The 22,468-nt window shown below is 72.4% G+C and carries 19 protein-coding genes; 10 read left to right on the top strand and 9 right to left on the bottom strand.

Going from position 1 to position 22,468, the window contains the following annotated elements:
• Positions 1-18: 18 nt before the first annotated feature.
• The 3 genes from dapD (at position 19) to ABS772_RS19120 (ending at position 2,807) form a co-directional block, all read left to right on the top strand.
• Positions 19-861 (top strand): 2,3,4,5-tetrahydropyridine-2,6-dicarboxylate N-succinyltransferase, encoded by an 843-nt coding sequence (gene dapD, locus ABS772_RS19130; RefSeq protein ID WP_350396391.1) that lies wholly within the window; start codon positions 19-21, stop codon positions 859-861.
• On the top strand, positions 861-1,739 hold the full coding sequence (locus ABS772_RS19125; protein WP_350396390.1) for an alpha/beta fold hydrolase: 879 nt from the start codon (positions 861-863) through the stop codon (positions 1,737-1,739). The genes dapD and ABS772_RS19125 overlap by 1 nt, the downstream gene beginning before the upstream one ends.
• Positions 1,740-1,928: 189 nt before the next feature.
• Positions 1,929-2,807, top strand: a complete 879-nt coding sequence (locus ABS772_RS19120) for an acid phosphatase (RefSeq protein ID WP_350396389.1) — start codon at positions 1,929-1,931, stop codon at positions 2,805-2,807.
• A 105-nt stretch (positions 2,808-2,912) separates the two neighbouring features.
• Here the strand turns inward: ABS772_RS19120 and ABS772_RS19115 are convergent, their stop codons facing one another.
• Positions 2,913-4,259 (bottom strand): hypothetical protein, encoded by a 1,347-nt coding sequence (locus tag ABS772_RS19115; protein WP_350396388.1) that lies wholly within the window; start codon positions 4,257-4,259, stop codon positions 2,913-2,915.
• 129 nt (positions 4,260-4,388) lie between these two features.
• The gene (locus ABS772_RS19110) at positions 4,389-5,192 is read right to left on the bottom strand and encodes a hypothetical protein (protein WP_350396387.1); all 804 of its coding nucleotides are present in this window, start codon (positions 5,190-5,192) and stop codon (positions 4,389-4,391) included.
• Between the two features lie 505 nt (positions 5,193-5,697).
• Between ABS772_RS19110 and ABS772_RS19105 the strand changes: the two genes are divergently transcribed.
• The 3 genes from ABS772_RS19105 to ABS772_RS19095 all read left to right on the top strand — a co-directional run bounded on the left by ABS772_RS19105 (position 5,698) and on the right by ABS772_RS19095 (position 8,538).
• Complete coding sequence (locus ABS772_RS19105) at positions 5,698-6,627, top strand: lipid kinase (RefSeq protein ID WP_238255951.1); 930 nt, start codon at positions 5,698-5,700, stop codon at positions 6,625-6,627.
• Between the two features lie 15 nt (positions 6,628-6,642).
• Positions 6,643-7,386 (top strand): TerC family protein, encoded by a 744-nt coding sequence (locus tag ABS772_RS19100; protein ID WP_350396386.1) that lies wholly within the window; start codon positions 6,643-6,645, stop codon positions 7,384-7,386.
• A 195-nt stretch (positions 7,387-7,581) separates the two neighbouring features.
• On the top strand, positions 7,582-8,538 hold the full coding sequence (locus ABS772_RS19095; RefSeq protein ID WP_350396385.1) for a hypothetical protein: 957 nt from the start codon (positions 7,582-7,584) through the stop codon (positions 8,536-8,538).
• A 100-nt stretch (positions 8,539-8,638) separates the two neighbouring features.
• On the opposite strand, the gene fhuF is transcribed toward ABS772_RS19095, so the two are convergent.
• The 7 genes from fhuF to ABS772_RS19060 form a co-directional block, all read right to left on the bottom strand.
• Entirely contained in the window at positions 8,639-9,211 is a 573-nt protein-coding gene (fhuF, locus tag ABS772_RS19090; RefSeq protein WP_350396399.1) for a siderophore-iron reductase FhuF, read from the bottom strand.
• Positions 9,212-9,380: 169 nt separating this feature from the next.
• Positions 9,381-11,684 (bottom strand): TonB-dependent siderophore receptor, encoded by a 2,304-nt coding sequence (locus ABS772_RS19085; RefSeq protein ID WP_350396384.1) that lies wholly within the window; start codon positions 11,682-11,684, stop codon positions 9,381-9,383.
• Positions 11,685-11,938: 254 nt separating this feature from the next.
• On the bottom strand, positions 11,939-13,672 hold the full coding sequence (poxB, locus tag ABS772_RS19080) for a ubiquinone-dependent pyruvate dehydrogenase (RefSeq protein ID WP_350396383.1): 1,734 nt from the start codon (positions 13,670-13,672) through the stop codon (positions 11,939-11,941).
• Positions 13,673-14,000: 328 nt separating this feature from the next.
• The gene (gene rho / locus ABS772_RS19075; RefSeq protein WP_238255017.1) at positions 14,001-15,344 is read right to left on the bottom strand and encodes a transcription termination factor Rho; all 1,344 of its coding nucleotides are present in this window, start codon (positions 15,342-15,344) and stop codon (positions 14,001-14,003) included.
• Positions 15,345-15,619: 275 nt separating this feature from the next.
• A complete protein-coding gene (locus ABS772_RS19070; protein ID WP_350396382.1) occupies positions 15,620-16,384 on the bottom strand; it encodes a Smr/MutS family protein in 765 nt (254 codons plus the stop codon).
• Entirely contained in the window at positions 16,381-17,700 is a 1,320-nt protein-coding gene (gene mltA / locus ABS772_RS19065) for a murein transglycosylase A (protein WP_350396381.1), read from the bottom strand. The genes ABS772_RS19070 and mltA overlap by 4 nt, the downstream gene beginning before the upstream one ends.
• Positions 17,701-17,712: 12 nt before the next feature.
• The gene (locus tag ABS772_RS19060; RefSeq protein WP_238255014.1) at positions 17,713-18,432 is read right to left on the bottom strand and encodes a Tim44/TimA family putative adaptor protein; all 720 of its coding nucleotides are present in this window, start codon (positions 18,430-18,432) and stop codon (positions 17,713-17,715) included.
• A 584-nt stretch (positions 18,433-19,016) separates the two neighbouring features.
• Between ABS772_RS19060 and secB the strand changes: the two genes are divergently transcribed.
• From secB to ABS772_RS19040, 4 genes are all read left to right on the top strand, one after another.
• Complete coding sequence (secB, locus tag ABS772_RS19055) at positions 19,017-19,523, top strand: protein-export chaperone SecB (RefSeq protein WP_183434438.1); 507 nt, start codon at positions 19,017-19,019, stop codon at positions 19,521-19,523.
• A 210-nt stretch (positions 19,524-19,733) separates the two neighbouring features.
• Positions 19,734-20,336 (top strand): hypothetical protein, encoded by a 603-nt coding sequence (locus tag ABS772_RS19050; RefSeq protein ID WP_350396380.1) that lies wholly within the window; start codon positions 19,734-19,736, stop codon positions 20,334-20,336.
• 145 nt (positions 20,337-20,481) lie between these two features.
• Positions 20,482-21,735, top strand: coding sequence for an MFS transporter (locus ABS772_RS19045; RefSeq protein WP_350396379.1), 1,254 nt, complete (start codon positions 20,482-20,484; stop codon positions 21,733-21,735).
• A gap of 76 nt (positions 21,736-21,811) precedes the next feature.
• Complete coding sequence (locus ABS772_RS19040; protein ID WP_350396378.1) at positions 21,812-22,315, top strand: DUF3429 domain-containing protein; 504 nt, start codon at positions 21,812-21,814, stop codon at positions 22,313-22,315.
• Positions 22,316-22,468 lie beyond the last annotated feature (153 nt).

Genomic DNA, 22,468 nt, shown 5'->3' with positions numbered 1-22,468 from the left:
AGAGTCCGGAACACGCCGATGTCACACGCCGATCTCGAACAGACCATCGAAGTCGCCTGGGAGGAGCGCGCGGGCATCTCGACCGCGACCACCGGCGCCGTGCGCGAGGCGGTGGACGAGGCGCTGAACCTGCTCGATTCCGGGAAGGCGCGGGTCGCCGAGAAGGCGGGTGAGTCCTGGCAGGTGAACCAGTGGCTCAAGAAGGCGGTGCTGCTCTCCTTCCGCCTCAACGACATGGTGCCGATCGAGGGCGGTCCCGGCTCCTCGGCGTGGTGGGACAAGGTGCCCTCGAAGTTTTCCGGCTGGACTGAGGCCGAGTTCCGCGCCGCGGGATTCCGCGCCGTGCCGGGCTGCTTCGTGCGCCGCGGCTCCTACATCGCGCCCGGCGCGGTGCTGATGCCGAGCTTCATCAATCTGGGCGCCCATGTCGGCGAGGGCACCATGGTCGATACCTGGGTCACGATCGGCTCCTGCGCCCAGGTCGGCAAGAACTGTCACATCTCGGGCGGCGCCGGCATCGCCGGCGTGCTGGAGCCGCTCCAGGCCAACCCGGTCATCATCGAGGACAACTGCTTCGTCGGCGCCCGCGCCGAGGTCGCCGAGGGCGTGATCATCGGCGAGGGCTCGGTCCTGTCGATGGGCGTCTATATCGGCGCCTCGACCCGCATCATCGACCGCACCACCGGCGAGACCTTTTTCGGACGCGTGCCTCCGTATTCCGTGGTGGTGTCGGGAACGACGCCCGGCAAGCCGCTGCCCGACGGCACCCCCGGCCCCGGCCTCTACTGCGCCGTGATCGTCAAGCGCGTCGATGCCGGCACCCGCGCCAAGACCGGCATCAACGAGCTGCTGCGGACCTGATGGCCTCGGCCAGCTCCTCGGCCGCCACCCGAACCCTCGACCTCACCGTCGCGGGGCACCGGGTGGCGACGCCCTGCGCCGTGATCGGGGAGGGCGCCGAGGCGCTGCTCCTGCCCGCCCTCTCCTCGATCTCGGCCCGCGAGGAGATGCTGCCGCTCGCCCGCGACCTTGGCGATACCCATCGCTGCCTCGTGCCCGACTGGCCGGGCTTCGGCGCGCATCCCCGGGTGCGGCTGCCGCTGAACCCGGCCAACCTGCACGCCTTCCTCGACGCGCTGCTCGCGGCCGCGCCCGGCCCCTACGCGCTCGGCGTCGCCGCGGGCCACGCCGCGCCCTACCTCGTGGCCGCCGCGCGCCGCCATCCCGGCGCCTTCGCCCGGCTCGTGCTCGTGGCGCCGACCTGGCGCGGACCGCTGCCGACCGCCATGGGCCCGGAGCGCGCCGCGTGGTTCGGACGGATCCGCCGCATCGTCGAGATGCCGTTCCTCGGCGAGGCGCTCTACCGGATCAACATCAGCCCGCCGGTCATCGGACGGATGATGCGCGCCCACGTCTATGCCGAGCCGGCGCATGTCACGCCGGCCGTCGTCGCCGCCAAGCACCGCATCACCCGGCAGAGCCGGGGCCGGTTCGGCACGGCGGCCTTCGTGACGGGCGGCCTCGATCCGGTCGCGTCCCGCGACGACTTCCTGGCCCTGTTCGGCGACGGCCTGCCTCCGGTGCGGGTGCTGCGCCCGGAGAAGGCGCCGCGCCGCTCCGGCGCCGAGATGGACGCCCTGATCGGCACCGGCCGCGTCGCGGCCGTCCCCGTGCCGGGAGCGCTGAGCCCCCACGAGGAATTCCCGGGCGCCGTCGCCGCCGCGATCCGGGCGGCCTGACCCGCCCTCGGAGATCGGCGGGATCGGGCGGGTTTCGCAAGCGAATTTTGTATGACAGCGGGATCGGACTGTGACGCGTCTGTCGCACGCCCCTTCTAGACAGGCCCGAAGCATCGGTCCGAGACTGATGCCCGGCCTCCTCTCCGCCGTCCCCTCCTTCGCACCGGTGCCCGAAAGCTGCTGTCTCCGATGTCTCGCCCGACCCGTGCGCCGGTGCGCCTCGCCGCCCTGCTGACGCTGATCCTCGCGACCGGACCGCTCCACGTCGTGCCCCTCCATGCCCAGCCGTCGGGCTCGTCCGGCCCGGCGACCTCCGCGCCCGCCCTGGAGAAGGACAAGCTCACCGCCGCCGCCCCGAAGGGCTATCTCAGCGAGGAGGCGACGCCGAACCTCGTGGCGATCCTGCCGCCGCCGCCCGCCGGGCACTCGGCGGCGGAGGCGGCGGACCGGGCGATGTACAACGCCACGCGGGCCTACCAGGGCAGTCCGCGCTGGGCGCTCGCCACCAACGACGTCGCCGACGGCGGGGCCGCGCTTCTCGAGGACTACGCCTGCGTGCTCGGCCAGCGCATCGACCAGACGCGCGTGCCCGACCTGATGCGGCTCCTCGACCGAGCCCGCATCGACGTCGCCCGCGCGACCCGCGTGGCCAAGCGGCGCTACCGTCGCCTGCGCCCCTTCGTCGGCAACGAGGCGCCGATCTGCGTCGCCCGGACGCCCGAACTCGCCGACAGCTTCAGCTACCCGTCCGGCCATGCCGGGCAGGGCTGGGCCTACGGGATGATCATGGCGAACCTGATGCCGGAGAAGGCGACGCAGTTCCTGGTGCGCAGCCGGCTCTACGGCGAGAGCCGCGTGGTGTGCGGCGTCCACTGGCTCAGCGACGTGGAGGCCGCCCGCACCGGCGCCTCGGCGCTGGTCTCGGTGCTCCTGACCGATCCGGGCTTTCGCGCCGACCTGGAGCGCGCCCGGGCCGACCTGAGGCGCGCCCTGGGCGGGGAGGGGACGAAGCCCGACCCCACCATCTGCGCCCGCGAGGACGCCGCCGCGCGCCAGCCCCTGCTCTGACACCGTTTCCGGTTGATGACTTCGGTCTCGCCTCGCGATGATGGGAGTGGGCGCAATTCGACGTGATCGAGCGAACGCTGTCTCAACCGCAGCCGGGTTGACGCCTCACCGCTTCCAGACGCCGAGCCGCTCGGTGCGGGCATGGTCCTCGGCGGCGGCGAGATCCGGCGTCGCCTCCGACGAGGCGCGGCCGCCGCCGTTGAACAGCACCACCTCTGAGAGGTCGCGCCCCTCGACCGTGCAGATATAGGCGCTGCTGCCGGGGGCGGGCTGGCAGGTGACCGAGCGCTTGCGCAGGTACTTGCTCAGCTCGTCGGCCTGACCGCCGCGGACCCACTCGACGCCGAACAGGCGCACGAGCTTGCCGCCCACCCGCAGCGTCGCCGTGTCGATCACCTCCGGCACGCCGACGATGGCGTTGGCGTTCTTGCGCGGCGGCTCCGGATCGGCCGGCCGCTCGGCTTCGGCGCCCGCCGTGTCCGGGGGCGCGTCGGGGGCCGGATCCTCCGCCGTCGCGCGGTCCCTTGCCGGCGGCGCCTCGGCCGGCGTTCCGGCCGGTGCCGTCTGCGGCGGACGGGCTTCGGCAGTCTGCGGGACGGGCCGCTCGCCCTCCACCGCGTCGCGTCCGCTCAGGGAGAGCGCGGCGACGAGGCCCGCGCCCGCCAGGGCGCCGAGCGCCAGCAGCGCGACCGGGCGGCGGCTGCCGGAGGCGAGCGCATCCTCCGTCAGGTCGCGCAGCCGCGTCGCGGTCCGGCGCGGCTGGATCCCCCCGGCCACGCGCCGCCAGCCCTCCCCGACGCGGGCGCGCGCCTCGGCCAGGCGCTCCGCCGCGTTCGGTCCGGTCCAAGCAGGTTCGGTCTGCCCTGTCCCGGCCGGCCCTGTCCCGGCCGGATCGACGGAGGTCCCGACCGGCGCGGGCCGCGGCCGCGCCTTCAGGCGCTCGGCGAGCCGGCTGCGCCAACCCTCGACGGTCTCGCTCGCGGCGCTGGCGAGCGCCCGGCTGCGCTCGGCGGAGCTGTTGGCCAGCGAGCGCGCCAGGGCCGATTGCGTCTCGACGAAACGGGCTCCCGCGGCCCGCACGTCGGCAATGGTGTCGCGGGGCGGTTCCGGCTCCGGCTCGGGGGCAGGGGGGACGAAGAGCGGGGCGTGCTGCTCGCGAAGCTCCTCGATGAGGTCGTGCAGCGTCAGCGGCACCCCCGTCCCGGCCTCGCCCCGCAGGCGCACCGCGCCGGTCCGGTCGACGATGCGGTAGCCGGGCACGCCGTCGGCGGGCTCGACGAAGCCCTCGGCGATCAGGGCCAGCGTCCGGCGCGCCACCGGCCGCGCCCCGCGCCGGTCGAGTTCGGCCAGGATCAGCGCGCGGATGCGGCGGTCGTCCTCGGAGACCGGCGCCTCGGGCGCGGCCGCCGTCTCGTCCTTGCTCCGGCCTGCGGCCTTTGCCGATCCCTTCACGCGCGATGCCTTGTTCTCGTTCGGTGTTCTCGTTCGGTCCGGGAGCGCCACCGATGACGGCGTCCGTCTCGGGCTTCTACAGCATGGATCGGCCGGCGTATCCGGTCGATGCGGTCGCTGATCCCCGTGTCACGCGCCCGCGCGGCTCAGGACGCGGCTCGATTCGGAGACGATCACCGGGGCCCCGCCGGCGAAGCTCACCGTCAGCGTGAGTTCGGCCACGCCCTGCGAGCGCGCCCCGCGGGACGGGCTCAGCGCGGTGAAATCGTGGACGATGCGCACCAGACAGGTGGCGCTCGGCCCGTCGCAGGCGACCCGCGGCTCCCCCTGCGGCTCGTAGCGCCGCTCGGGCCAGCGCCGCGCGAAGCGCTGCTTCTCGGCGAGCAGCGCCCCGGTCGTCATGACGCGCCCGTGGAAGCGGACCGTGCTGCCGTAGAAGCGCGGCGCGGAGGCGAGCATCGCACCGTTGGGGGCCGAGACGCTGTCGAGATAGTCGAGGCTCAGGCGCCGCGCGGTGACGGCCCAGTCGGTGAAGCGCGGATCCGGCTCGCTCCGCGCCATCCGGGCGGGCGGCGGGGCAGGGCGCTCGGCAAAGCGCTCGGCGGAACCTCGCGCCGCGTGGGCGTAGGCCTGCTCCCGCGCCCGCTCGCGGAGGGCGGCCCGGCGGGCGCGACGCATCTCGGCCGCGCGGCTGCGGTCGTTACGGCGCGCCTCCTGCCGGGCGGGCGGCGCGGCCGCCCGGTGCGCCTGGGCGCGGGCTTCCGGCTCGGCCTCGAACCGGGGACCCGGCTTGGCCGCGGGTTTCGCCGCCTCGCCGCCGGAGCCGGCCGATTTCGCCGGTGGATCGACCCAGTTCGATCCCTGTTGCGCCAGGGCGGATCCGGTCGCGCAGGCCGAGGAGAGGAGGAGGGTCAGAAGCAGGACGGGGCGCATGACGGGACCGATCGGGCGAGCAGGCCTGAAGGTGCCTCGCGAAAAACCCGTCAACCGTCGGCTCTCCCCTCGGACGGGAGACGGCGGCGGGCGTTCCGCGGGAGGCGGTCGGTGGGACGGAACGCGTGACGGCACCGCGACGGTTCCACGCTTTCCGCCACCGGTCGCGTTCCTACACCGAGTCCGCCCCCCTTTGCGACAGGCGCCGCGCCGGAAGGCCCGTTACCCCCGCTGTCCCCTTGCCAACAGGCGGGAAGTCCCCACCTTGAGCGTAGCGATCCCGGCTCACCCTGCCGTTGTGGCGGCGCCGGTCGGGCGCTCCCGGCGGGAGCATCGGGCGGGATCGCCGAGGACGGGTCCGGGCCCCTCTGACGGTCGAGGCGTCGATCGTGATGTCGGATCCTTATCGACGCTGGCGCGAACGCGGCGCGGAAGCGTGCGGGGAGTCCCTGTTGCCGTTCACGGTGGTTTTCCTGTTCCGTCCGGTCACGAGCGGAGCGGCCGCGTGAGCGCGCCCCCGAATCCGACGAAGCGCCGCGCGCTCCTCCTCGTGAACGCCAAGGCCCGGAGCGGCTCCGCGCCGCTCGACGCGATCCGGACGATCCTGCGCCAGGGCGGGCTCGACCTCGTCGAGCCCGAAGGCAGCACCGATTGCCAGGAGGTGATCGGGCGCCACGCCGGGTCGGTCGATCTCGTCATCCTCGGCGGCGGCGACGGCACCATGAACGCGGCGGCGCCGGCCCTGGTCGAGACCAAGCTGCCCTTCGGCATCCTGCCGCTCGGCACCGCCAACGACCTCGCCCGCTCGCTGGGCCTGCCCCTCGATCCGGAGGCGGCCGCAGGGCTGATCCCCACCGCGCCGGAGAAGGCGATCGACCTCGGCTGGGTCAACGGCCACTACTATTTCAACGTGGCGAGCGTCGGCTTCTCCGCCGACCTCGCCAGCGAACTCACGGCCGAGGCCAAGAAGGCCTGGGGCACGGTGGGCTACGCCATCGCCGCCATCCGCCTGCTGCGCCGCGCCCGTCCCTTCACGGTGACGATTGAGCATGACGGCCGCACCGAGAAGGTGACGACGATCCAGGCCTCGGTCGGCAACGGGCGCCACTACGGCGGCGGCATGACGGTGCAGGAGGACGCCACCGTCGATGACGGGCGGCTCGATTTCTACAGCCTGGAGGTCGCCCATTGGTGGCGGCTGATCGCGCTGTTGCCGGCCCTGCGCCGGGGCACCCACGGCAAGGCGGCCGACGTGCGTGCCTTCGAGACGACGGAGCTGGTGCTGACGACCCGCAAGCCGCGGGCGGTGAACACCGACGGCGAACTCACCACCTGGACGCCGGCGCGTTTCAAGGTCGTGCCGAAGGCGGTGCGCGTGCTCGCGCCGCCGAACGCCGGACCCGGCGCCACGAGCCGCTTTCCCCTTCCCTTCTGAACCGACGGACTGCCCGTGGACAGCCTGCTGCAACTCGCCGCCGATCCGACCGCCTGGGCGGCGCTCGCGACCCTCGTGGTGATGGAGGTCGTGCTCGGCATCGACAACCTGATCTTCATCTCGATCCTCACCAACAAGCTGCCCGCCGAGCATCAGAGCCGCGCCCGGCGCATCGGCATCGGCCTCGCGCTGATCCTGCGGCTCGCCCTGCTCGGCACCGTGGCCTGGATCGTCCACCTGACCGAGCCGGTCTTCGAGGTCTTCGGAAAAGGCTTCTCCTGGCGCGACCTGATCCTGATCGCGGGCGGTCTGTTCCTGCTGTGGAAGGCGACCAAGGAGATCCACCACAGCGTCGATCCGAGCCCGGAGGAGAAGCCCAGCAGTCAGGCGGCGATCGGCTTCGGCTCAGCCATCGTCCAGATCCTGATCCTCGACCTCGTCTTCTCGATCGACTCGATCATCACGGCGGTCGGCATGACCGACCACGTCGCGATCATGGTGATCGCGGTTCTCGCCGCGGTCACGGTGATGCTGATCGCCGCCGACCCGCTCTCGCGCTTCATCGCCGCCAACCCCACCGTGGTGATGCTGGCCCTCGGCTTCCTCATCATGATCGGCATGACGCTGCTCGCCGAAGGGTTCGGGGCGCACGTGCCGAAGGGCTACATCTACACCGCCATGGCCTTCTCGGCGGGGGTGGAGGCCCTCAACATGCTGGTCCGGCGCCGGAGGCGGAAGGCGCCGACGGGCAAGGCCTGAAGCGCGGCAGTTTTCCCGTGAAAACCCCGGGCGGCGGACGGGCCATCAGCCGCGATGCGGTCGATTCGAGCGAGGCGGTCAACGGACGGTAAGGCAGCGCGGCCGAAGTCCGGCGGCTTCGGCCCGCACGGTAAGGGTCCGTTTACGCCGAACCGGTCGCTTGATCCGATTGACCTGATCCCAGGCGACCGCCCCATGCGCTTCCTGCTCGCACCGGCCCTGCTCGCCGCCGCGTGCGGCTCCTCCCTGGCCGCCGCACCCTCGCCGTTCCGCGCGGCCCTCGCGGCGGCCGGCGGCTGCGGCGCGCACCGCGTCCTCGCGGAGGAGAGGCTCGGCCAGCTCGACGCCGTCGCGGCGCCCGCCGTTCCGCAGGGCGAGGCCGACCTGTTCGGCAAGCCCGCGGGGCGGTGGACCGAGGACGAGATCCGCGACGCCCTCTCCGTCTTCGCCGCCTGCGAGATCCGCTCCGGGCCGGCCGGCACCGGGCGGAGCGAGCGCCTCGCCCACGAGCTGCGCGGCCTGGACGCGGCCCTGCGCCGGGCCATCGTTGTCGGGCATGCCCGCGCCCCTCTCGACGCGGGCGACGAGCGGGCGCCACACGGATCCGGCCGCGGCGGCGCCCCGGCCGGAGCGACCCGGCTGCGGCAGGGCTCGGCCTTCACCCCGGCCCAGCGAAGCGCCGCCGCACCGATCGGCCCGAGACCCGTCGCGGCGCCCGGCGACACCCCGCAAGCGGAAGCCCCGCCCGCGGTCGCCGCGATGCCGGTGGCCTTTCCCGCTGCCTGGGACGACGCGCCCCCCGCCCGAACCTCGCACGCGCAGCCGGCGGCCGCCGATCCGGCGCCGGCCGAACCGCCCCGCCCGGTGCCGGTGGCCGCGCACCGGCCGCCGACGCAGCGGACGCCGTGTCCGCTCGGCCTCGCCACCTTCGAGCTGCTCCAGGCCGAGATGCGTCTCGCCGAGGTCGAGGACCTGCTCGGTTGCCGCGGCACCCTCGACGCCGCCACGACGATCCCCGGGCTCGGCGCCTTCGAGACCTATCTCTGGTCGGACCGCGGTGGCGGCACCACCGTCACGCTGGTCTTCCAGAACAAGCGCCTGCGCTCCAAGGCGCAGCGCGGCCTCGGCGCGGAGGCCGGGCGCGGCGGCTGAGTCCGCAACATCGCCGGGCAGGTCGCGCGCTGGAACGCTTCGGCTTCGCCTCGCGATGACGCAAGCCGGCAAAGCCCGAAGCGATCGCCCGGACACAGGATCAGCCGACCTCCCCGCGCCGCCTGAGCAGCGGGCAGATGCCCTCGCATTTCGAAAAGCCCGGCAGGCCGTGCCGCAGGCAGCAGATCCGGCGGCGCGGCGCGTCGAAGCCCGCCACCGCGTCGGCCCGCATCAGGGTGAGCGCCGCGCAGGCGTCGCGCGGCCAGCGCAGGGCCTCAAGGGCCTCGCTCGCGTCGCCGGCCCGCTCCGGGTCCTCCCGCGCGATCGTCTTGAGCGTCCAGAACAGGTGGCCGCCCGCATTCTCCCACAGGAGCCGCGCCGAGAGCCCGGTCTCGGCCCGCAGGGCCTCGATCGCGGGCGCGACGCTCTCGGCGAGCAGCCGATCGACCTGGGCCGGAAGCGGGGAGGGGAGCGCCGCCGCCGGTGCGAGATGAAGGGTCTCCGGCAGGCCGGTCTCCGGCGCCAGGCGGATCGCCTCGATCGCCAGGGTCCTCCCGAGCCGCGCGCCGGCCGCCAGGGTCGGCGCGATCAGCGCGGCGAAGAGGTAGGCGCTCCACAGCGAGGCCGCCGCCTTCCGCTCGGCGCCGGGATGGGCATCGGCGAAACGGGCGATCCCGTCGGAGACCGCGCCGCCAAGCGCCAGGTCCGACAGCGCGCAGGCCGCGGGATCGGGGTCGCGGCGGAGCCGGCCGGAGAAGGGGGCGAAGGCGCCGGTCAGGGCGCCGTCGAGGCTCTCCTGGGCGAGGATGTTTCGTGCGACGACGGTCAGGGCGGACTTCGCCTCACCAGCGATAGATCAGGCTCGCGTAGAACTGCCGGGGCTGGCCGCGATAGCAGGCGCCCGCCTGGCAGTTGAAATAGCGGCGGTCGAACGCGTTGTTCACGTTGACCTGAAGTCGCATCCCTCTCAGCCGCGGATCGACCTTGGCGAAGTCGTAGGCCGCCACCGCGTCGAACAGCGTCACGGTCGAGTTGCGGAAGCTGCCCGGCACCTCGTTGGCCGGGCTGGTGCCGGCGTAGCGGACGCCGCCGCCGAGACTTAGGCCGAACAGCTCGGTGTCGGGCTGGAAGGCGTAGTTGGCGAAGGCGGTGACGGTGTTGGCGGGAATCCCCGAGAGCGGGATGCCGACGGAGTCCGGCGCGCCGGGATTGCGGGTCGTGCGGATATCGACGTGGCTGTAGGAGGCCAGCACGTTGATGCCGGGGCCGAGATTGGCGGTCAGCTCCAGCTCGGCGCCTTTCGACCGCACCTCGCCGATCGCGGCCTGGAACAGGATCGGGTTGACCGGATCGGGCCGCAGCACGTTCGACTGCGTGATGTCGAACACCGCCATGTTGAGGAACACGTTTTGGCCCGGCACCTGGGTCTTGATGCCGGCCTCGAACTGCTCGCCGGTCGTCGGCTGGAAGGCGGCGCCGTTCCGGTCGAAGCCGAGCTGCGGCGCGAAGGTCGTGGCGAAGCTCGCGTAGGGGACGATGTAATCCGTCAGCAGGTAGTTGGCGCCGACGCGGTAGGAGAAGGCGCGGTCGCTGGTGACCGAGGGGCCGGTGGCCGAGGGGGCGCTGTAGCTCTCCGTGAGCTGCGAGACCTGATCGTGGCGCCCGGTCAGGGTGAGGATCAGCGATCCGATCCGCGCCTGATCCTGCACGTAGGTGCCGAGCTGCTCGATGCGCTGGCGCGAGGCGCCGGTGAGCGCCGGCGTCGGGATGAACTGCGCGCCGTAATTCGGGCGGATCAGGCCACCGATCTGCAGATCGGGCACGACGAGGAAGCCGCGCCGGTCGGTGTAGCGTGAATTCGTGTAGTCGATGCCGGCGATCAGGGTGTGGGCGACCGGGCCGGTGGTGAAGCGGGTCTCGAGCTGGTTGTCGAGGGAGAGCGTGTCGAGGGCGTTGGTGATGCGCCCGTTCGAGCGGCCGGCGGTCTGGAGATCGGGGCTGATCGTGTCGATCTGCGTGTATCTCAGGTCGCCGAAGACGTTGTAGTAGCGGAAGTTCTGCCGGAACACGACGTCCGGGCCGAAGCGGTGCTCGAAGGCGTAGCCGATGCGGTACTGCCGCGTCGTGTAGTCCTGGAAAGCGGGATCGCCCGAGAACAGGTTCGTCTTCTGGAAGCGCGGATCGGCGAAGTTCGAGTAGAACGAGGCGTTGCCCGGCACGGTGTTGTCGAGATACTCGGCCAGCACCGTCAGGCTGGTATCGGCATCGGGCCGCCACGTGAACGCGGGCGCGATGAAGTTCCGGTCCTCGCGGCCGCCGGGCAGGAAGCTGTCGCCCTGCCGGAACAGGCCGGTGAGGCGGTAGGAGAGCTGCCCGTCGGTCTGCTCGATGGGGCCGCCGAGATCGAAGGCGCCCTGGTAGCGGTCGTACTTGCCCCGCTGCAGCCAGACCTCGCCGAAGGGCACCGGGGTCGGGCGCTTCGAGGTGACATCGACGATGCCGCCCGGCGTGCCGAGGCCGTAGAGGCCGGCCGCCGGCCCGCGCAGGATCGTCAGGGCGTCGAGGCCGTAGGGCTCGACGCGGGGGATGGCGAAGGGGGCGGAGGGCTGGCGCAGGCCGTCGCGGTAGATGCCGATATTCGTGACGTCGAAGCCGCGGATATAGAAGGCGTCGAAGCGCGGATCGAAGCCGAACACGTTGGAGGAGACGCCCGGCGTGTAGGCGATCGCGTCGTTCAGCGTCTGGACGTTGCGGTCGTTGAGCTGCTCGCGGGTGACGACCGAGACCGAGGCCGGCGTCTCGATGATCGGCGTGTTGGTCTTGGTGGCCGCCGCGCTGCCCTTGGCCGTGTAGCCGACGACCCCCGTCGGGCCGCCGCCCCCGCCGCTCGTCGCCGACCCGACGCCGACGCCGACGGCGCCGGCAGGGCCGGGGACCGGAGCCACGACGGGCGCCGGGACCGGTGACGGCGGCTGCGGCGCGCCCCGGGCCGGTCCGCGGACCGGTCGCTGCGCGCGGTTCGCCTCGACCGAGATCGTCTCCAGCGTGGCGCGCGCCTGTTGCGCGAGAGCGGGTGTGGCCAGGGCCGTTCCGGCCAGCCACAATCCGGCGAAGCCGGCGGATGCGCGCAGACAGTGCCCGGACATGACGGATCCTCGAAGCCGATCGGGTCCCTGAATGTCGGCGCAGATCGCCGGCGACAAGGGAAAGCTTCGAGAAATCAGCGACTTAGATCTATTATAAACTGTGCTGCGGCCGAGATTCCGGTGTGCTCCCAGGACCTTGTCCCGACCGCCTCATCCGGGCCGTCCCCACGGTTCCGGGCCGGTGTGGCGCGCAGGCAACGATCTCAGCGGCGACGCGCCGTGTCCGGGAGGGGGCGCGTCGCGGCGGGTGCGGCTCAGCGGAGCAGGTTGGTCCTGGCCAGATCGAGGATCGCGTCGCCGCGCCCGTTCATCACCGCCTGCAGCGCGTAGAGGCTGAAGCCCTTCACCTGCTCGGCCTGGAGCTTGGGCGGCATCGCCAGCTCCTGGCGGTTGGTCACCACGTCGAGGAGGGCGGGGCCGGGATGGGCCAGCACGTCCCGGATGGCGCCCTCCAGATCGCCCGGATCCTCGACCCGGCGGGCATGGATGCCGATGGCGTTGGCCATGGCGGCGAAATCCGGGTTCCGCAGTTCGACGCCCGTCTCGAGATAGCCCGCGGCCTTCATCTCCAGCTCGACGAAGCCGAGCGTGCCGTTGTTGAAGATGACGACCTTCACCGGCAGGGTCTCCTGCGTCAGGGTGAGGATGTCGCCCATCAGCATCGAGAAGCCGCCGTCGCCCGAGAGCGAGATCACCTGCCGGCCGGGGCTCGCCGCCTGGATGCCGATGGCGTGGGGCAGGGCGTTGGCCATCGAGCCGTGCGCCCAGGAGCCGATCAGGCGCCGCCCGGCGGTCATCCGGAGGTAGCGCGCCGCCCAGACGGTGGGCGTGCCGACGTCGGCGGTGAAGACCGCGTCGTCGTGGGCCGCCTCGCTGAGGAGACGGGTGAGGTATTGCGGGTGGATCGGCGGCCGGCCGGCCCTGCCGGTGGCGAGGTCGTCGAGGTCCTCCCGCGCCTTGGCGTAGTGCTTGAGGGCGGCTTCCAGGTGGCGGGCGCTGTCGTTGCCGGAAAGCCGCGGCAGCAGCGCCTCGAGGGTGGCGGCGACGTCGCCGACGAGGCCGAGTTCGAGCCGGCAGCGCTTGCCCAGGTTCTCCGGGCGCAGATCGACCTGCGCGATCTTGGCGTGCTCGGGATAGAACTGGCGGTAGGGGAAGTCGGTGCCGAGCATCAGCAGGGTCTCGCAGGCCTCCATCGCCGCGTAGCCCGAGGAGAAGCCGATCAGCCCGGTCATGCCGACATCGTAGGGATTGTCGTGCTCGACATGCTCCTTGCCGCCGAGCGCGTGGACGATCGGGCTCTTGAGCCGCTCCGCCAGCCGCATCAGCGGCGCGTGCGCCCCGGCGCAGCCGCGCCCGCACAGCAGCGTGATCTTTTTCGAGGCGTTGAGGAGGTCGGCGAGGCGGTCGAGTTCGTCCGCCGGCGGCACGGTGACCGGTGCGCGGGGGCGCAGGGTCGCGGGCGCGGCGATCGCACGCTTGGGCGCCTCCTTGAGGGCGACGGTGCCGGGGATGACCACCACGGCGACGCCGCGCCGGCCCACGGCGGTGCGGATCGCGGCCTCGAGGACGTTGGGCAGTTGCTCGGGGTCCGAGACCAGCTCGCAGAAATGGCTGCAATCGCGAAACAGCTCTTCCGGCCGCGTCGCCTGGAAGTAGTTGAGGCCGATCTCGCTCGACGGGATGTGGGCGGCGATGGCCAGCACCGGCGTGCGGGTGCGGTGCGCGTCGAACAGGCCGTTGATGAGATGAAGGTTGCCCGGCCCGCAGGAGCCGGCGCAGACCGCGAGTTCGCCGGTGATCTGCGCTTCGCCCGCGGCGGCGAACGCCGCGACCTCCTCGTGGCGGACATGGACCCAGTCGATGACGCCGCGGCTGCGGATCGCTTCCGTGATCCCGTTCAGGCTGTCGCCGACGAGGCCGTAGACGCGGCGCACGCCCGCCTGCTGGAGCGTCTCGACCACGAGATCCGATACGTTGCGGGTTGCCATGCGCCGTCTCCGAACCGAACCGCCCCGAGAGGCGGCGACGGCGGGCCAACGTCACATCGGGACGAAGGTTCGGGCGGCCGGAAGATTTTGCGATCGTTGCAGAATTTCGCAGCCCGACGCGCGAAGTCCGGCAGAATATCTTTCAAGGCGTTGGATGGCGCGGGGCCGGCAAGCGCCGCGGTTCCGGATCGCCTCGCTGGCGCGCGCGATGACGGAGCGGGTTCACCCTTTCCGTCATCGCGAGTTGAGGCGAAGGCAATCCAGGGCCCGACGGTGCCGGGAGGCTGTTGCCTCGCCGGGCCCTCGATGCTGGCCGGCGAAACGCGCCTTACGTGTTCATCGAGTCGAAGAAGTCGCCGTTGCTCTTCGTCTGGCGCAGCTTGTCCATGAGGAACTCGATCGCGTCGGTGACGCCCATCGGGTTGAGGATGCGGCGGAGCACGTAGGTCTTCTTGAGCGAATCCGGCGGCACCAGCAGCTCCTCCTTGCGGGTGCCGGAGCGGGTGATGTCGATGGCCGGGAAGATGCGCTTGTCCGACACCTTGCGGTCGAGAATGATCTCGGAATTGCCGGTGCCCTTGAACTCCTCGAAGATCACCTCGTCCATGCGCGAGCCGGTGTCGATCAGCGCGGTGGCGATGATGGTGAGCGAGCCGCCCTCCTCGATGTTGCGGGCCGCGCCGAAGAAGCGCTTGGGCCGCTGCAGGGCGTTGGCGTCGACGCCGCCGGTGAGCACCTTGCCGGAGGACGGCACGACCGTGTTGTAGGCGCGTCCCAGGCGGGTGATCGAGTCGAGCAGGATCACCACGTCGCGGCCGTGCTCGACCAGGCGCTTGGCCTTCTCGATCACCATCTCGGCGACCTGAACGTGGCGCGTGGCCGGCTCGTCGAAGGTCGAGGCGATGACCTCGCCCTTCACCGAGCGGATCATGTCGGTCACCTCTTCCGGGCGCTCGTCGATGAGCAGCACGATGAGGTAGCATTCAGGGTGGTTGAGGGTGATCGACTGCGCGATGTTCTGCATCAGCACGGTCTTGCCGGTGCGCGGCGGCGCGACGATCAGCGCGCGCTGGCCCTTGCCGATCGGCGAGACGATGTCGATGATGCGGGGGCTGAAGTCTTTCTTGGTCGGGTTGTCCAGTTCGAGCTTGAACCGCTTGGTCGGGAACAGCGGCGTCAGGTTGTCGAAGTGGACCTTGTGCTTGATCTTCTCCGGGTTCTCGAAGTTGATCGTGTTGACCTTGATCAGCGCGAAGTAGCGCTCGCCGTCCTTGGGGCCGCGGATCGGACCCTCGACCGTGTCGCCGGTGCGCAGGCCGAAGCGGCGGATCTGGGTCGGCGAGATGTAGATGTCGTCCGGACCCGGAAGGTAGTTCGAGTCGTTCGAGCGCAGGAAGCCGAACCCGTCCTGAAGCACCTCGACCGTGCCGGAACCGATGATCTCGGTCTCGTTGGCCGCGAGCTGCTTGAGGATCGCGAACATCAGCTCCTGTTTGCGCATGGTCGAGGCGTTCTCAACCTCGACCTCCTCCGCGAAGGTGATGAGTTCGGTCGGCGACTTGGACTTGAGATCCTGGAGCTTCACCTCGCGTCGGGCCGCGAGATCGGCCGGTGCGACGGCGGGTTCGGCCGGAGCTTCGACGGGGGCGAGAGCGTCGTTCTGTGACGTCATGTGGGGAGATGCAACCAACGAAGGGCGGGAAGAAATCGGCCGGTTCGGGAGCAGGGCCGGGCGCCGGGGAAGCGCCCCGGGGTCCGTAGCCGTCGCGGGCGCGCGGCCCGGCCCACGCATCGGTTTCACTGGGCCGGACAGACCTAGGAATGCGACACGGCTGCAATGGGAGAGCATGGCTCAGTAGCGCGTTTCGCCACCCGGCTCAAGACCCTGCTCGCCGATTTGGCGATGGTTTCGGCGTCAGCGTCCCTTGGGGGCTGTCACTCCGCGGATCATCGCCGCCGCAGGCGCACGTAGAGGGCGCCGGCCCCGCCGTGGTGGCGGGCGGCCTCCTCGAAGCCGAGGACGAGGCCGCGCAGCTCCGGGCCGCGCAGCCAGTGGGGCACGCTGCGCCGGAGCACGCCGCGCTCGGAGAAGCCGCCGCGGTCGCGCCCGCCGAAATCCTCGCCACCTTTGCCCGTCACCACGAGCACCCGGGCATGCCCCGCCGCGCGGGCGCGCAGCAGGAAGCCGACCAGGGCGGCGTGCGCCTCCGCCTGGTAGAGGCCGTGCAGGTCGATGCGCGCCTCGATCGTCAGCGTGCCGCGTTCCAGCCCGCGCCGCTCGCGCCGCTCCAGCCCCGGCGCACCGGGGGAGGCCGGGGCGGGCGCCTGAGCCGGCGCCGCCGTGGCCCGGGCGATCTCCGGAGCGAGGTCGCCGAGCTTGAGCGGCTTCGAGGGCGCGCGCGGCAGCGCGACGGCCGGCGCGGGCCGCGCCGGGGGAGGGGAGGCGGCCTTCGCCGCGGATTTCGGGGCCGGCTTGAGGGCGGCTTTGGCCGCCGGCTTCGGGGCCGGCTTCGCGGCGGGCCGCGGGACCGGGGGCGGCGCGGCCGGACTCGGCCGGTCCGGCGCCGCGGGCCGCTCGGCCTCGGGCGCCTTCGCCGCCTTCCGCGGTCTGGCCCGCCCCCGCAGCGGCGTGATCAGCTTGGCGATCTCACCCCAGAGATGGGCCTCCTCGCGGGAGAGCAGGCGCGGGCGCCGCGGCGGCCGCTCCCTCACGGCCGGGCCTCCCCGGCGGCGGCCTCCGGCACTGCCACGTCCTTGCCCGCGTCCTTGGCCGCATCCTTGGCTGCATCCTGGGCGGTCCCGTCCGGGGCGGGCGCCGGCTTGGGGATCAGCACGACGAACCCCATCCGGTCGTGCAGGTCGCCCGCCGCCCGGCCGGCGGCGGCGCCGGTGCCGACATAGAGGTCGCCCCGCGCCGGGCCGACGATCGCCGAGCCGGTGTCGGCGGCGACGACGAGATGGCCGCGTCCGGGCTGCCCCGGCAGCTTGCCCTCCAGCCAGAACGGAAGGCCGTAGCGCCACAGATTGCCATCGACGGCCATGCTGCGCCCCGGACTGAGCGGCACACCCGCGGCGCCGGGCGGCCCCAGGGCCGGGTCGGTCACCGGCTCGGTCCGGAAGAAGATGTAGGACGCGTTCATCCGCATCAGCCGGCGGGCATGGTCCGGATTGGCCCGCAGCCAGGAGGTCCAGCGCTCCAGGCTCAGGCCGTTGAGCGGCAGGTGGCCCTCGGCGACGAGCAGCTTGCCGATGGAGGTGTAGGGCTGGCCGTTCTTGCCGTCGTAGAGCACCCGCATCCCGCGCCCGTCGGGGAGCCGCACCCGCCCCGAGCCCTGCACCTGCAGCACGAACAGGTCCACGGCGTCGCGCAGCCACAGCAGCGGCCGGGTCCGCTCGCCGAGCGCCCCGTCCTCGATCGCCGCGCGGTCGGGATAGGGCACGAGCCCGGCCTCGGTGCGCCGGCCGGCCCGGTAGATCGGATCGAGCCCCGGCGCGCTCTCGCCGGGGGCGAGGCTGACGAGGTCGTCGGGCCGGGCGAGGACGGGCGCGGTGTAGCCGGGGCCGGGGGTGAGCGAACCCGTCAGCTCCGGCTCGAAATAGCCGGTGAGGAAGCCGACGCGGCGCTCCGGCTCGGTCCCGGTGGCCGGGCGCAGGATGCGGTAGGCGGAGAACCGCGCCTCGAAGAATGCTTTGGCCTCGCCCGGCTTCACCGCCGCGGCGGCGGCGCAGGCCGCCGCGAGATCGGCGGGGGAGCCCGTCACGCCCGTCGCCTGCGGCGGGTTGGGGCCGGGGCCGGCACAGGTGCGGCGGAAGGCGTCGAGGGCGACGCCGAGATCATCCTCGCGCCAGCCGGGCAGGGAAGCGAGGGCGACCGGCTCCAGCACGGCGCCCGGCACTTGAGGTGCGCTTTGGGGCGCGCCCTGGGACGGCCGCGCGGACTCGGCCGCGCGCGGCGAAGCGGCGGGAACGGAAACGGCCGCAGCGGCGAGGACCGCTGCGGCCGAAAGGGAAACGCGCGGACGCGGCATGACGCGGATCGATCAGCCGCCCGCGTCGGTGGCGACGAGCTGCCAGTTCGGATCGCGCGAGCCGAGGGTGCGGGCGAAGGTCCACACGTCGGGCACCTCGACGCCGGTCTCGGCATTGCCGTCGATCACCTTGCCGTCCGCGTCGCGGGTGGCGGTGATGAGGTTCGAGAGGAAGCGCACGGTGATCTGCGCGACGCGGTTCTTGACCTCGACGGAGACCATCTCCGCCTTGTCGATGGAGATGAAGGTGGTCTCGACCGTCTCGCGGCGCTTCTCGCGCTCCGAGATCGCCCGCTCGAACCCCTCGCAGACCTCCCGCGACAGGAGCGCGCGCAGGGTCTTGCGGTCGCCCTTGGCGAAGGCGATGACGATGGCCTCGTAGGCGCCCTTGGCGCCCTCCAGGAAGGCGCGCGGCTCGAAGGCCGGCTCGACCTGAACCACCTGCTCCAGGCCGCGGGCGACCGCCGAGCCCGGCTCGGCGATGCCGCGCCAGTCACGGGCCGCGGTCTGCACCGCCGCCCCCGCCTGCGCGCGGTCGGCGCCGGGCAGGCGCACCACGTTGTCGCCCTCGCCGCGGCCAGCGGCCGGCGGCTCGGTGCGGTTGCGCTCGATCGGCCGGAAGGGCGAGCGCTCGGTGCCGGTCTTCTGGCCGAGGACCGAGCGCAGCCGCCAGATCACGAAGACGGCCAGCGCCAGGAAAATCAGAGTGGTTGCGTCGAAGGAATCCTGCATCACCGATCCGAATCGTGACCGTCGCACACGTGAGTCCGGCGCCTTGCGGGGCCGCCCGGACGGGAAGGGCCGTTCCGTGATCCCGCCCGCCGCGCCACCGGCAGACGGCGTCGCGAGGGTCCCGGCCATCGCCGGAACGGGTTCGCGAAACCGGCTCCTCGTGTCTCTCGCAAAACTCCCGCTGCGCCGTCGCGACCGAAGGGAAACGGTCGGTCACCGGGAGTTTCGTGAGGCACTCTTAGCCGAGGGCGGCGCGGGGATCGAGCCGGGAACGGATGCCTTGAAAGGCGCTTGGGTCTGAGTGTCTCCGACTGTTCGAAGTCCGTGACCTTACCGTGATATGGGCGCACCCGCGAGGGATTCCAGGCAATCGGGTGAGACGAGCCTCCGCGTCCCATTCACGCGCGTCCCGGCGGGGGCGGCCCGCGGGCCGGAAACGCCGAGGCTCGGAGCCGCCGCGGGGGCGGCCGATCGCTTCGGTTCGGCTTGTTCGCCGCATACGGGCATGGTAGCCGCAGCCCGCGCCGGGGGGCGCTCTTGCGCCGGACCCGAAGCGCAACGACGACGTGAGAAGGAGAGACGCCATGGCCGATACCGCGGCACCGAACGGCAACGGCGCGCAGGCCCAGGATCTCGCGCCCGCGATCAACGCGCTGGCGCAATATGCCAAGGACCTCTCCTTCGAGAACCCGAACGCGCCGCGCTCCCTGCAGCCGCAGGAGGGCGGACCCCAGATCAACATCCAGGTCAACGTCAACGCCCAGCAGATCGCCGAGGCCGACTTCGAGGTCGAGCTGACGCTCGAGGGCGATGCCAAGATCCAGAACGAGGTGCTGTTCGCCTTCGAGCTGAAATACGCCGGCATCTTCCGCATGCGCAACATCCCGCAGGAGCAGATCCATCCGGCGGTGATGATCGAGTGCCCGCGCCTGCTCTTCCCCTTCGCGCGCCAGATCGTCGCCGAGGCGGTGCGCAACGGCGGCTTCCCGCCCCTCTACATCGATCCGATCGACTTCGTCGGCCTCTATCAGCAGAAGATGATGGAAGCGCAGGCCGCCGGCCAGGGTACGGGCGCGCCGCTCGCCTCCTGAGGCGGGCGCAAAGCACGCATTCGCCGCGGAGATCCTTCGGGGTCTCAATGTTTCCGAGCAGATCCCCGGAGCCGTCGGCCCCGGGGATCGCTGTTTTCCATCATTTGTTTATTTTCCTCGCCTTGTGGCCTTCCGGCCGCAGGGCTCGCGCAACGGCTGTGTTAGCGCTTCGGTCGCCGCCGATCCCGGCCGCCGACCAGAGCCTTCCCGATGTTCCGCCGTCCGACCTTCGCCGCGCTTCTCCTGGCGCTCGGCCTCTCCGCCTGCACGACCGTCGCGCCCAACACCCTCTCCCCGCAGGAAACGGCCAACCTGCATTTCACCAGCCTGGAGGTCCGCGTCCCGCCGCAGACGCTGATCGCCTGGAGCACGGCCGAGGACGACTACCTGCGCGCCCGCGGCCTCTCGCAGACCGATCCGGCGCTGACCGCCGCACCGGAGGCCCGCGCCCATCTGCGCGATCTGGCTGCAAGCCGCTTCAAGCGGGCGCTGGAGCGGGTGATGGCGCGCCGGCCGCAGGGGACGCGGCCGGTTCGGCTCGTGGCCACCGTGACGCGGGTCGACATCCCCTCGGTGGCCCAGCGCATGATCATCGGCGGACACCCCACGGTTCAGGCCGATATCGAGGTGATCGATGCGCGCTCCGGCGCGGTGCTCACGACCTATCGCGGCGCGGTGGGCCGCCGGACCGCGGGCCAGGGCGTGATGGCGCTGGCGGACTCGCTCGCCGTCTCGGCGGGCGCCGACGACCTGTTCGACCGGGCCGCCATCGATTACGCCGAGGGCTTCGAGGGATGGCTCGCCCCGCGCTGAGCGGTCGCGGCGACCCGCGGGCGGCCTCGGAAGTTGTCGCGAGGGGTCGTTCCGGCCCTGCGGATCGCCTTCCGCATTGCTCCCCGAGCGGCGCTGCGTTAGGGGGCCGCCCCGGCCTCCCGGACGGCTCAGCTCCAAGGACAGCATGGCGCCCACCACCCACCTCGCCCTGATCAACGTCTTCATCGGCGACATCCAGGGCGGGCTCGGGCCGTTCCTCGGCACGTGGCTCGCGCAGATGCGGCAGTGGAGCCCCTCGCAGGTCGGGCTCGTCACCACCCTGGTGGGCGGGGGCGTGCTGCTCCTCAGCGGTCCCTTCGGCGCCCTGGTGGACCGCCTCGGGCGGCCGCGCCTGCTCATCGCGGTCTCCTGCGCCGCCATCCTCGCCGGCACGCTGCTGCTGATGCCGGCCCATTCCTTCGTGCCGGTGCTGGCGGCGCAGTTCCTGGCCGCCGCCGGCGGCACGCTGCTGCTGCTCGCCGTCACGGCGCTGACGCTGGGGGTGGTCGGCAAGGAGGCGTTCCCGCGCCAGCAGGGGCGCAACCAGGCCTTCAACCATGTCGGCATCCTGATCGCCGCCGGGCTCATCACCTTCGGCACCGCCCATTTCGGGCCCGAGATCGCCTTCTGGGTGCTGGGCGGCATGGCGGCGGCGGCCATCGCCGCCACCCTGGCGATGCCGGCCCGCGCCTTCAATCGCCGCCGGGCCTCGGGCTGGAAGGAGGAGGACGAGGCGGAGCCGGCCCGCTCCTCCTACGCCCAGGTCTTCACTAATAGGCGGCTGCTGGTGCTCGCCGTGGCGCTCGCCCTGTTCCAGCTCGGCAACGGCGGCATGCTGACCCTGCTGGGGCAGAAGCTCGTGCACACGGCGGACAACCCCACCGCCTGGACCGCCCGCTACGTCATGGTGGCCCAGCTCGTGATGGTGCCGGTGGCGCTCGCCGCCGGCTCGCTCGCCGACCGACGCGGCCGGCGCCAGCTCCTCCTCGCCGCCTGCCTCGCCCTGCCCGTGCGGGCGGCGCTCTCGGCCTTCATCGACGACCCGTACTGGCTCATCACCGCCGAGATCCTCGACGGCGTGGCCTCGGGCATCATCGGCGTGGCGGTGCCGGTGGTGGTGGCCGACCTCACCTGGGGCTCGGGCCGCACCCAGACGGCGCTCGGCACCGTCAACGCCGTCCAGGGCGCGGGCGGCGCGCTCTCGGCGTGGTACGGCGGCCTCGCCCAGGAATGGTTCGGCTGGAGCGGATCCTTCCTGGCGCTCGGCGCGGCCGGCGTGCTGGCGCTCGCCCTGGTGTGGTGGCTCGCCGCCACCACCGAGGAGAGCCGCTCCCAGCGGCGCCGCTCCCGCCGCGAGGAACGCCACCGCGCCGCCCGTTCCGCGGAAAAGCCGGCCTGACGCGCGTCCGAGCGATCGGAACAGGCCCGGCGCCCCAGTAGTTCACCGGGCGTTTCCCACCGGTCGCGAGGCGCGCATGATCCGAACCCAGGACGGCGAGGCCGGCCGCACGATCCGGGCCTTCGAGCCCCGCGCCGTCCCCTGGCTCAGCGTGGTGTTCGGCTACGGGCCGATGCTGCCCTTCGTCGCCGGGGCGGTGATGGTGTGGCTGGTGCCCGGCGCGCTGGCCGGGACGGTCTTCACCCTGACGCTGCTCTGGGCCTGCGCGATCCTACTGTTCCTCTCCGGCGTGCGCCGCGGCGTCAGCTTCCGCACCGAGGGCGGGGCGACGCTCGCGCAGATCGCCACGATGCTGAGCCTGTTCCTGCTCGGCTACGGCGCCCTCCTCGCCTTCGCCCTGGGCAGGCCGGCCCTCGCGCTCGGCCTGCTGATCGTCGGCTTCACCGAGATTACGATCCTCGATCCGATCGCCGCCCGCCGGGGCGAGGCGCCCCTGTTCTTCGAGCGCCTGCGGCCGGCCCAGATCCCGCTGGCGGTCCTCAGCCTCGCCGCGCTGCTCGCCTATCGCCTGACGCTGTGAGGCTGCGTCCGGCGGGCCGCCCCCGTCAGACGGTTTCCGGTTGATCACCGCGGGCATCGCCCCTCTCCTCCCCCTTGTGGGGAGGAGGCAGGAGGTGGGGGTGGTGCCGGATCGAGCGCGGCGGTGCCGTCTGCACCACCCCCACCCCGAACC

It is taken from the genome of Methylorubrum podarium (assembly GCF_040270385.1).
GTDB classification, from domain to species: Bacteria; Pseudomonadota; Alphaproteobacteria; order Rhizobiales; family Beijerinckiaceae; genus Methylobacterium; species Methylobacterium podarium.
The sequence above is the reverse complement of the archived record's forward strand: the minus strand, read 5'-3'. Positions and strand labels throughout refer to the sequence as shown.

Bases quoted from the DNA above. Each gene is read 5' to 3' on its own strand.
- dapD (WP_350396391.1), top strand. From the start codon at position 19: ATGTCACACGCCGATCTCGAACAGACCATCGAAGTCGCCTGGGAGGAG.
- ABS772_RS19125 (WP_350396390.1), top strand. From the start codon at position 861: ATGGCCTCGGCCAGCTCCTCGGCCGCCACCCGAACCCTCGACCTCACC.
- ABS772_RS19120 (WP_350396389.1), top strand. From the start codon at position 1,929: ATGTCTCGCCCGACCCGTGCGCCGGTGCGCCTCGCCGCCCTGCTGACG.
- ABS772_RS19110 (WP_350396387.1), bottom strand. From the start codon at position 5,192: ATGCGCCCCGTCCTGCTTCTGACCCTCCTCCTCTCCTCGGCCTGCGCG.
- ABS772_RS19095 (WP_350396385.1), top strand. From the start codon at position 7,582: ATGCGCTTCCTGCTCGCACCGGCCCTGCTCGCCGCCGCGTGCGGCTCC.
- ABS772_RS19085 (WP_350396384.1), bottom strand. From the start codon at position 11,684: ATGTCCGGGCACTGTCTGCGCGCATCCGCCGGCTTCGCCGGATTGTGG.
- poxB (WP_350396383.1), bottom strand. From the start codon at position 13,672: ATGGCAACCCGCAACGTATCGGATCTCGTGGTCGAGACGCTCCAGCAG.
- rho (WP_238255017.1), bottom strand. From the start codon at position 15,344: ATGACGTCACAGAACGACGCTCTCGCCCCCGTCGAAGCTCCGGCCGAA.
- mltA (WP_350396381.1), bottom strand. From the start codon at position 17,700: ATGCCGCGTCCGCGCGTTTCCCTTTCGGCCGCAGCGGTCCTCGCCGCT.
- ABS772_RS19060 (WP_238255014.1), bottom strand. From the start codon at position 18,432: ATGCAGGATTCCTTCGACGCAACCACTCTGATTTTCCTGGCGCTGGCC.
- secB (WP_183434438.1), top strand. From the start codon at position 19,017: ATGGCCGATACCGCGGCACCGAACGGCAACGGCGCGCAGGCCCAGGAT.
- ABS772_RS19050 (WP_350396380.1), top strand. From the start codon at position 19,734: ATGTTCCGCCGTCCGACCTTCGCCGCGCTTCTCCTGGCGCTCGGCCTC.
- ABS772_RS19045 (WP_350396379.1), top strand. From the start codon at position 20,482: ATGGCGCCCACCACCCACCTCGCCCTGATCAACGTCTTCATCGGCGAC.
- ABS772_RS19040 (WP_350396378.1), top strand. From the start codon at position 21,812: ATGATCCGAACCCAGGACGGCGAGGCCGGCCGCACGATCCGGGCCTTC.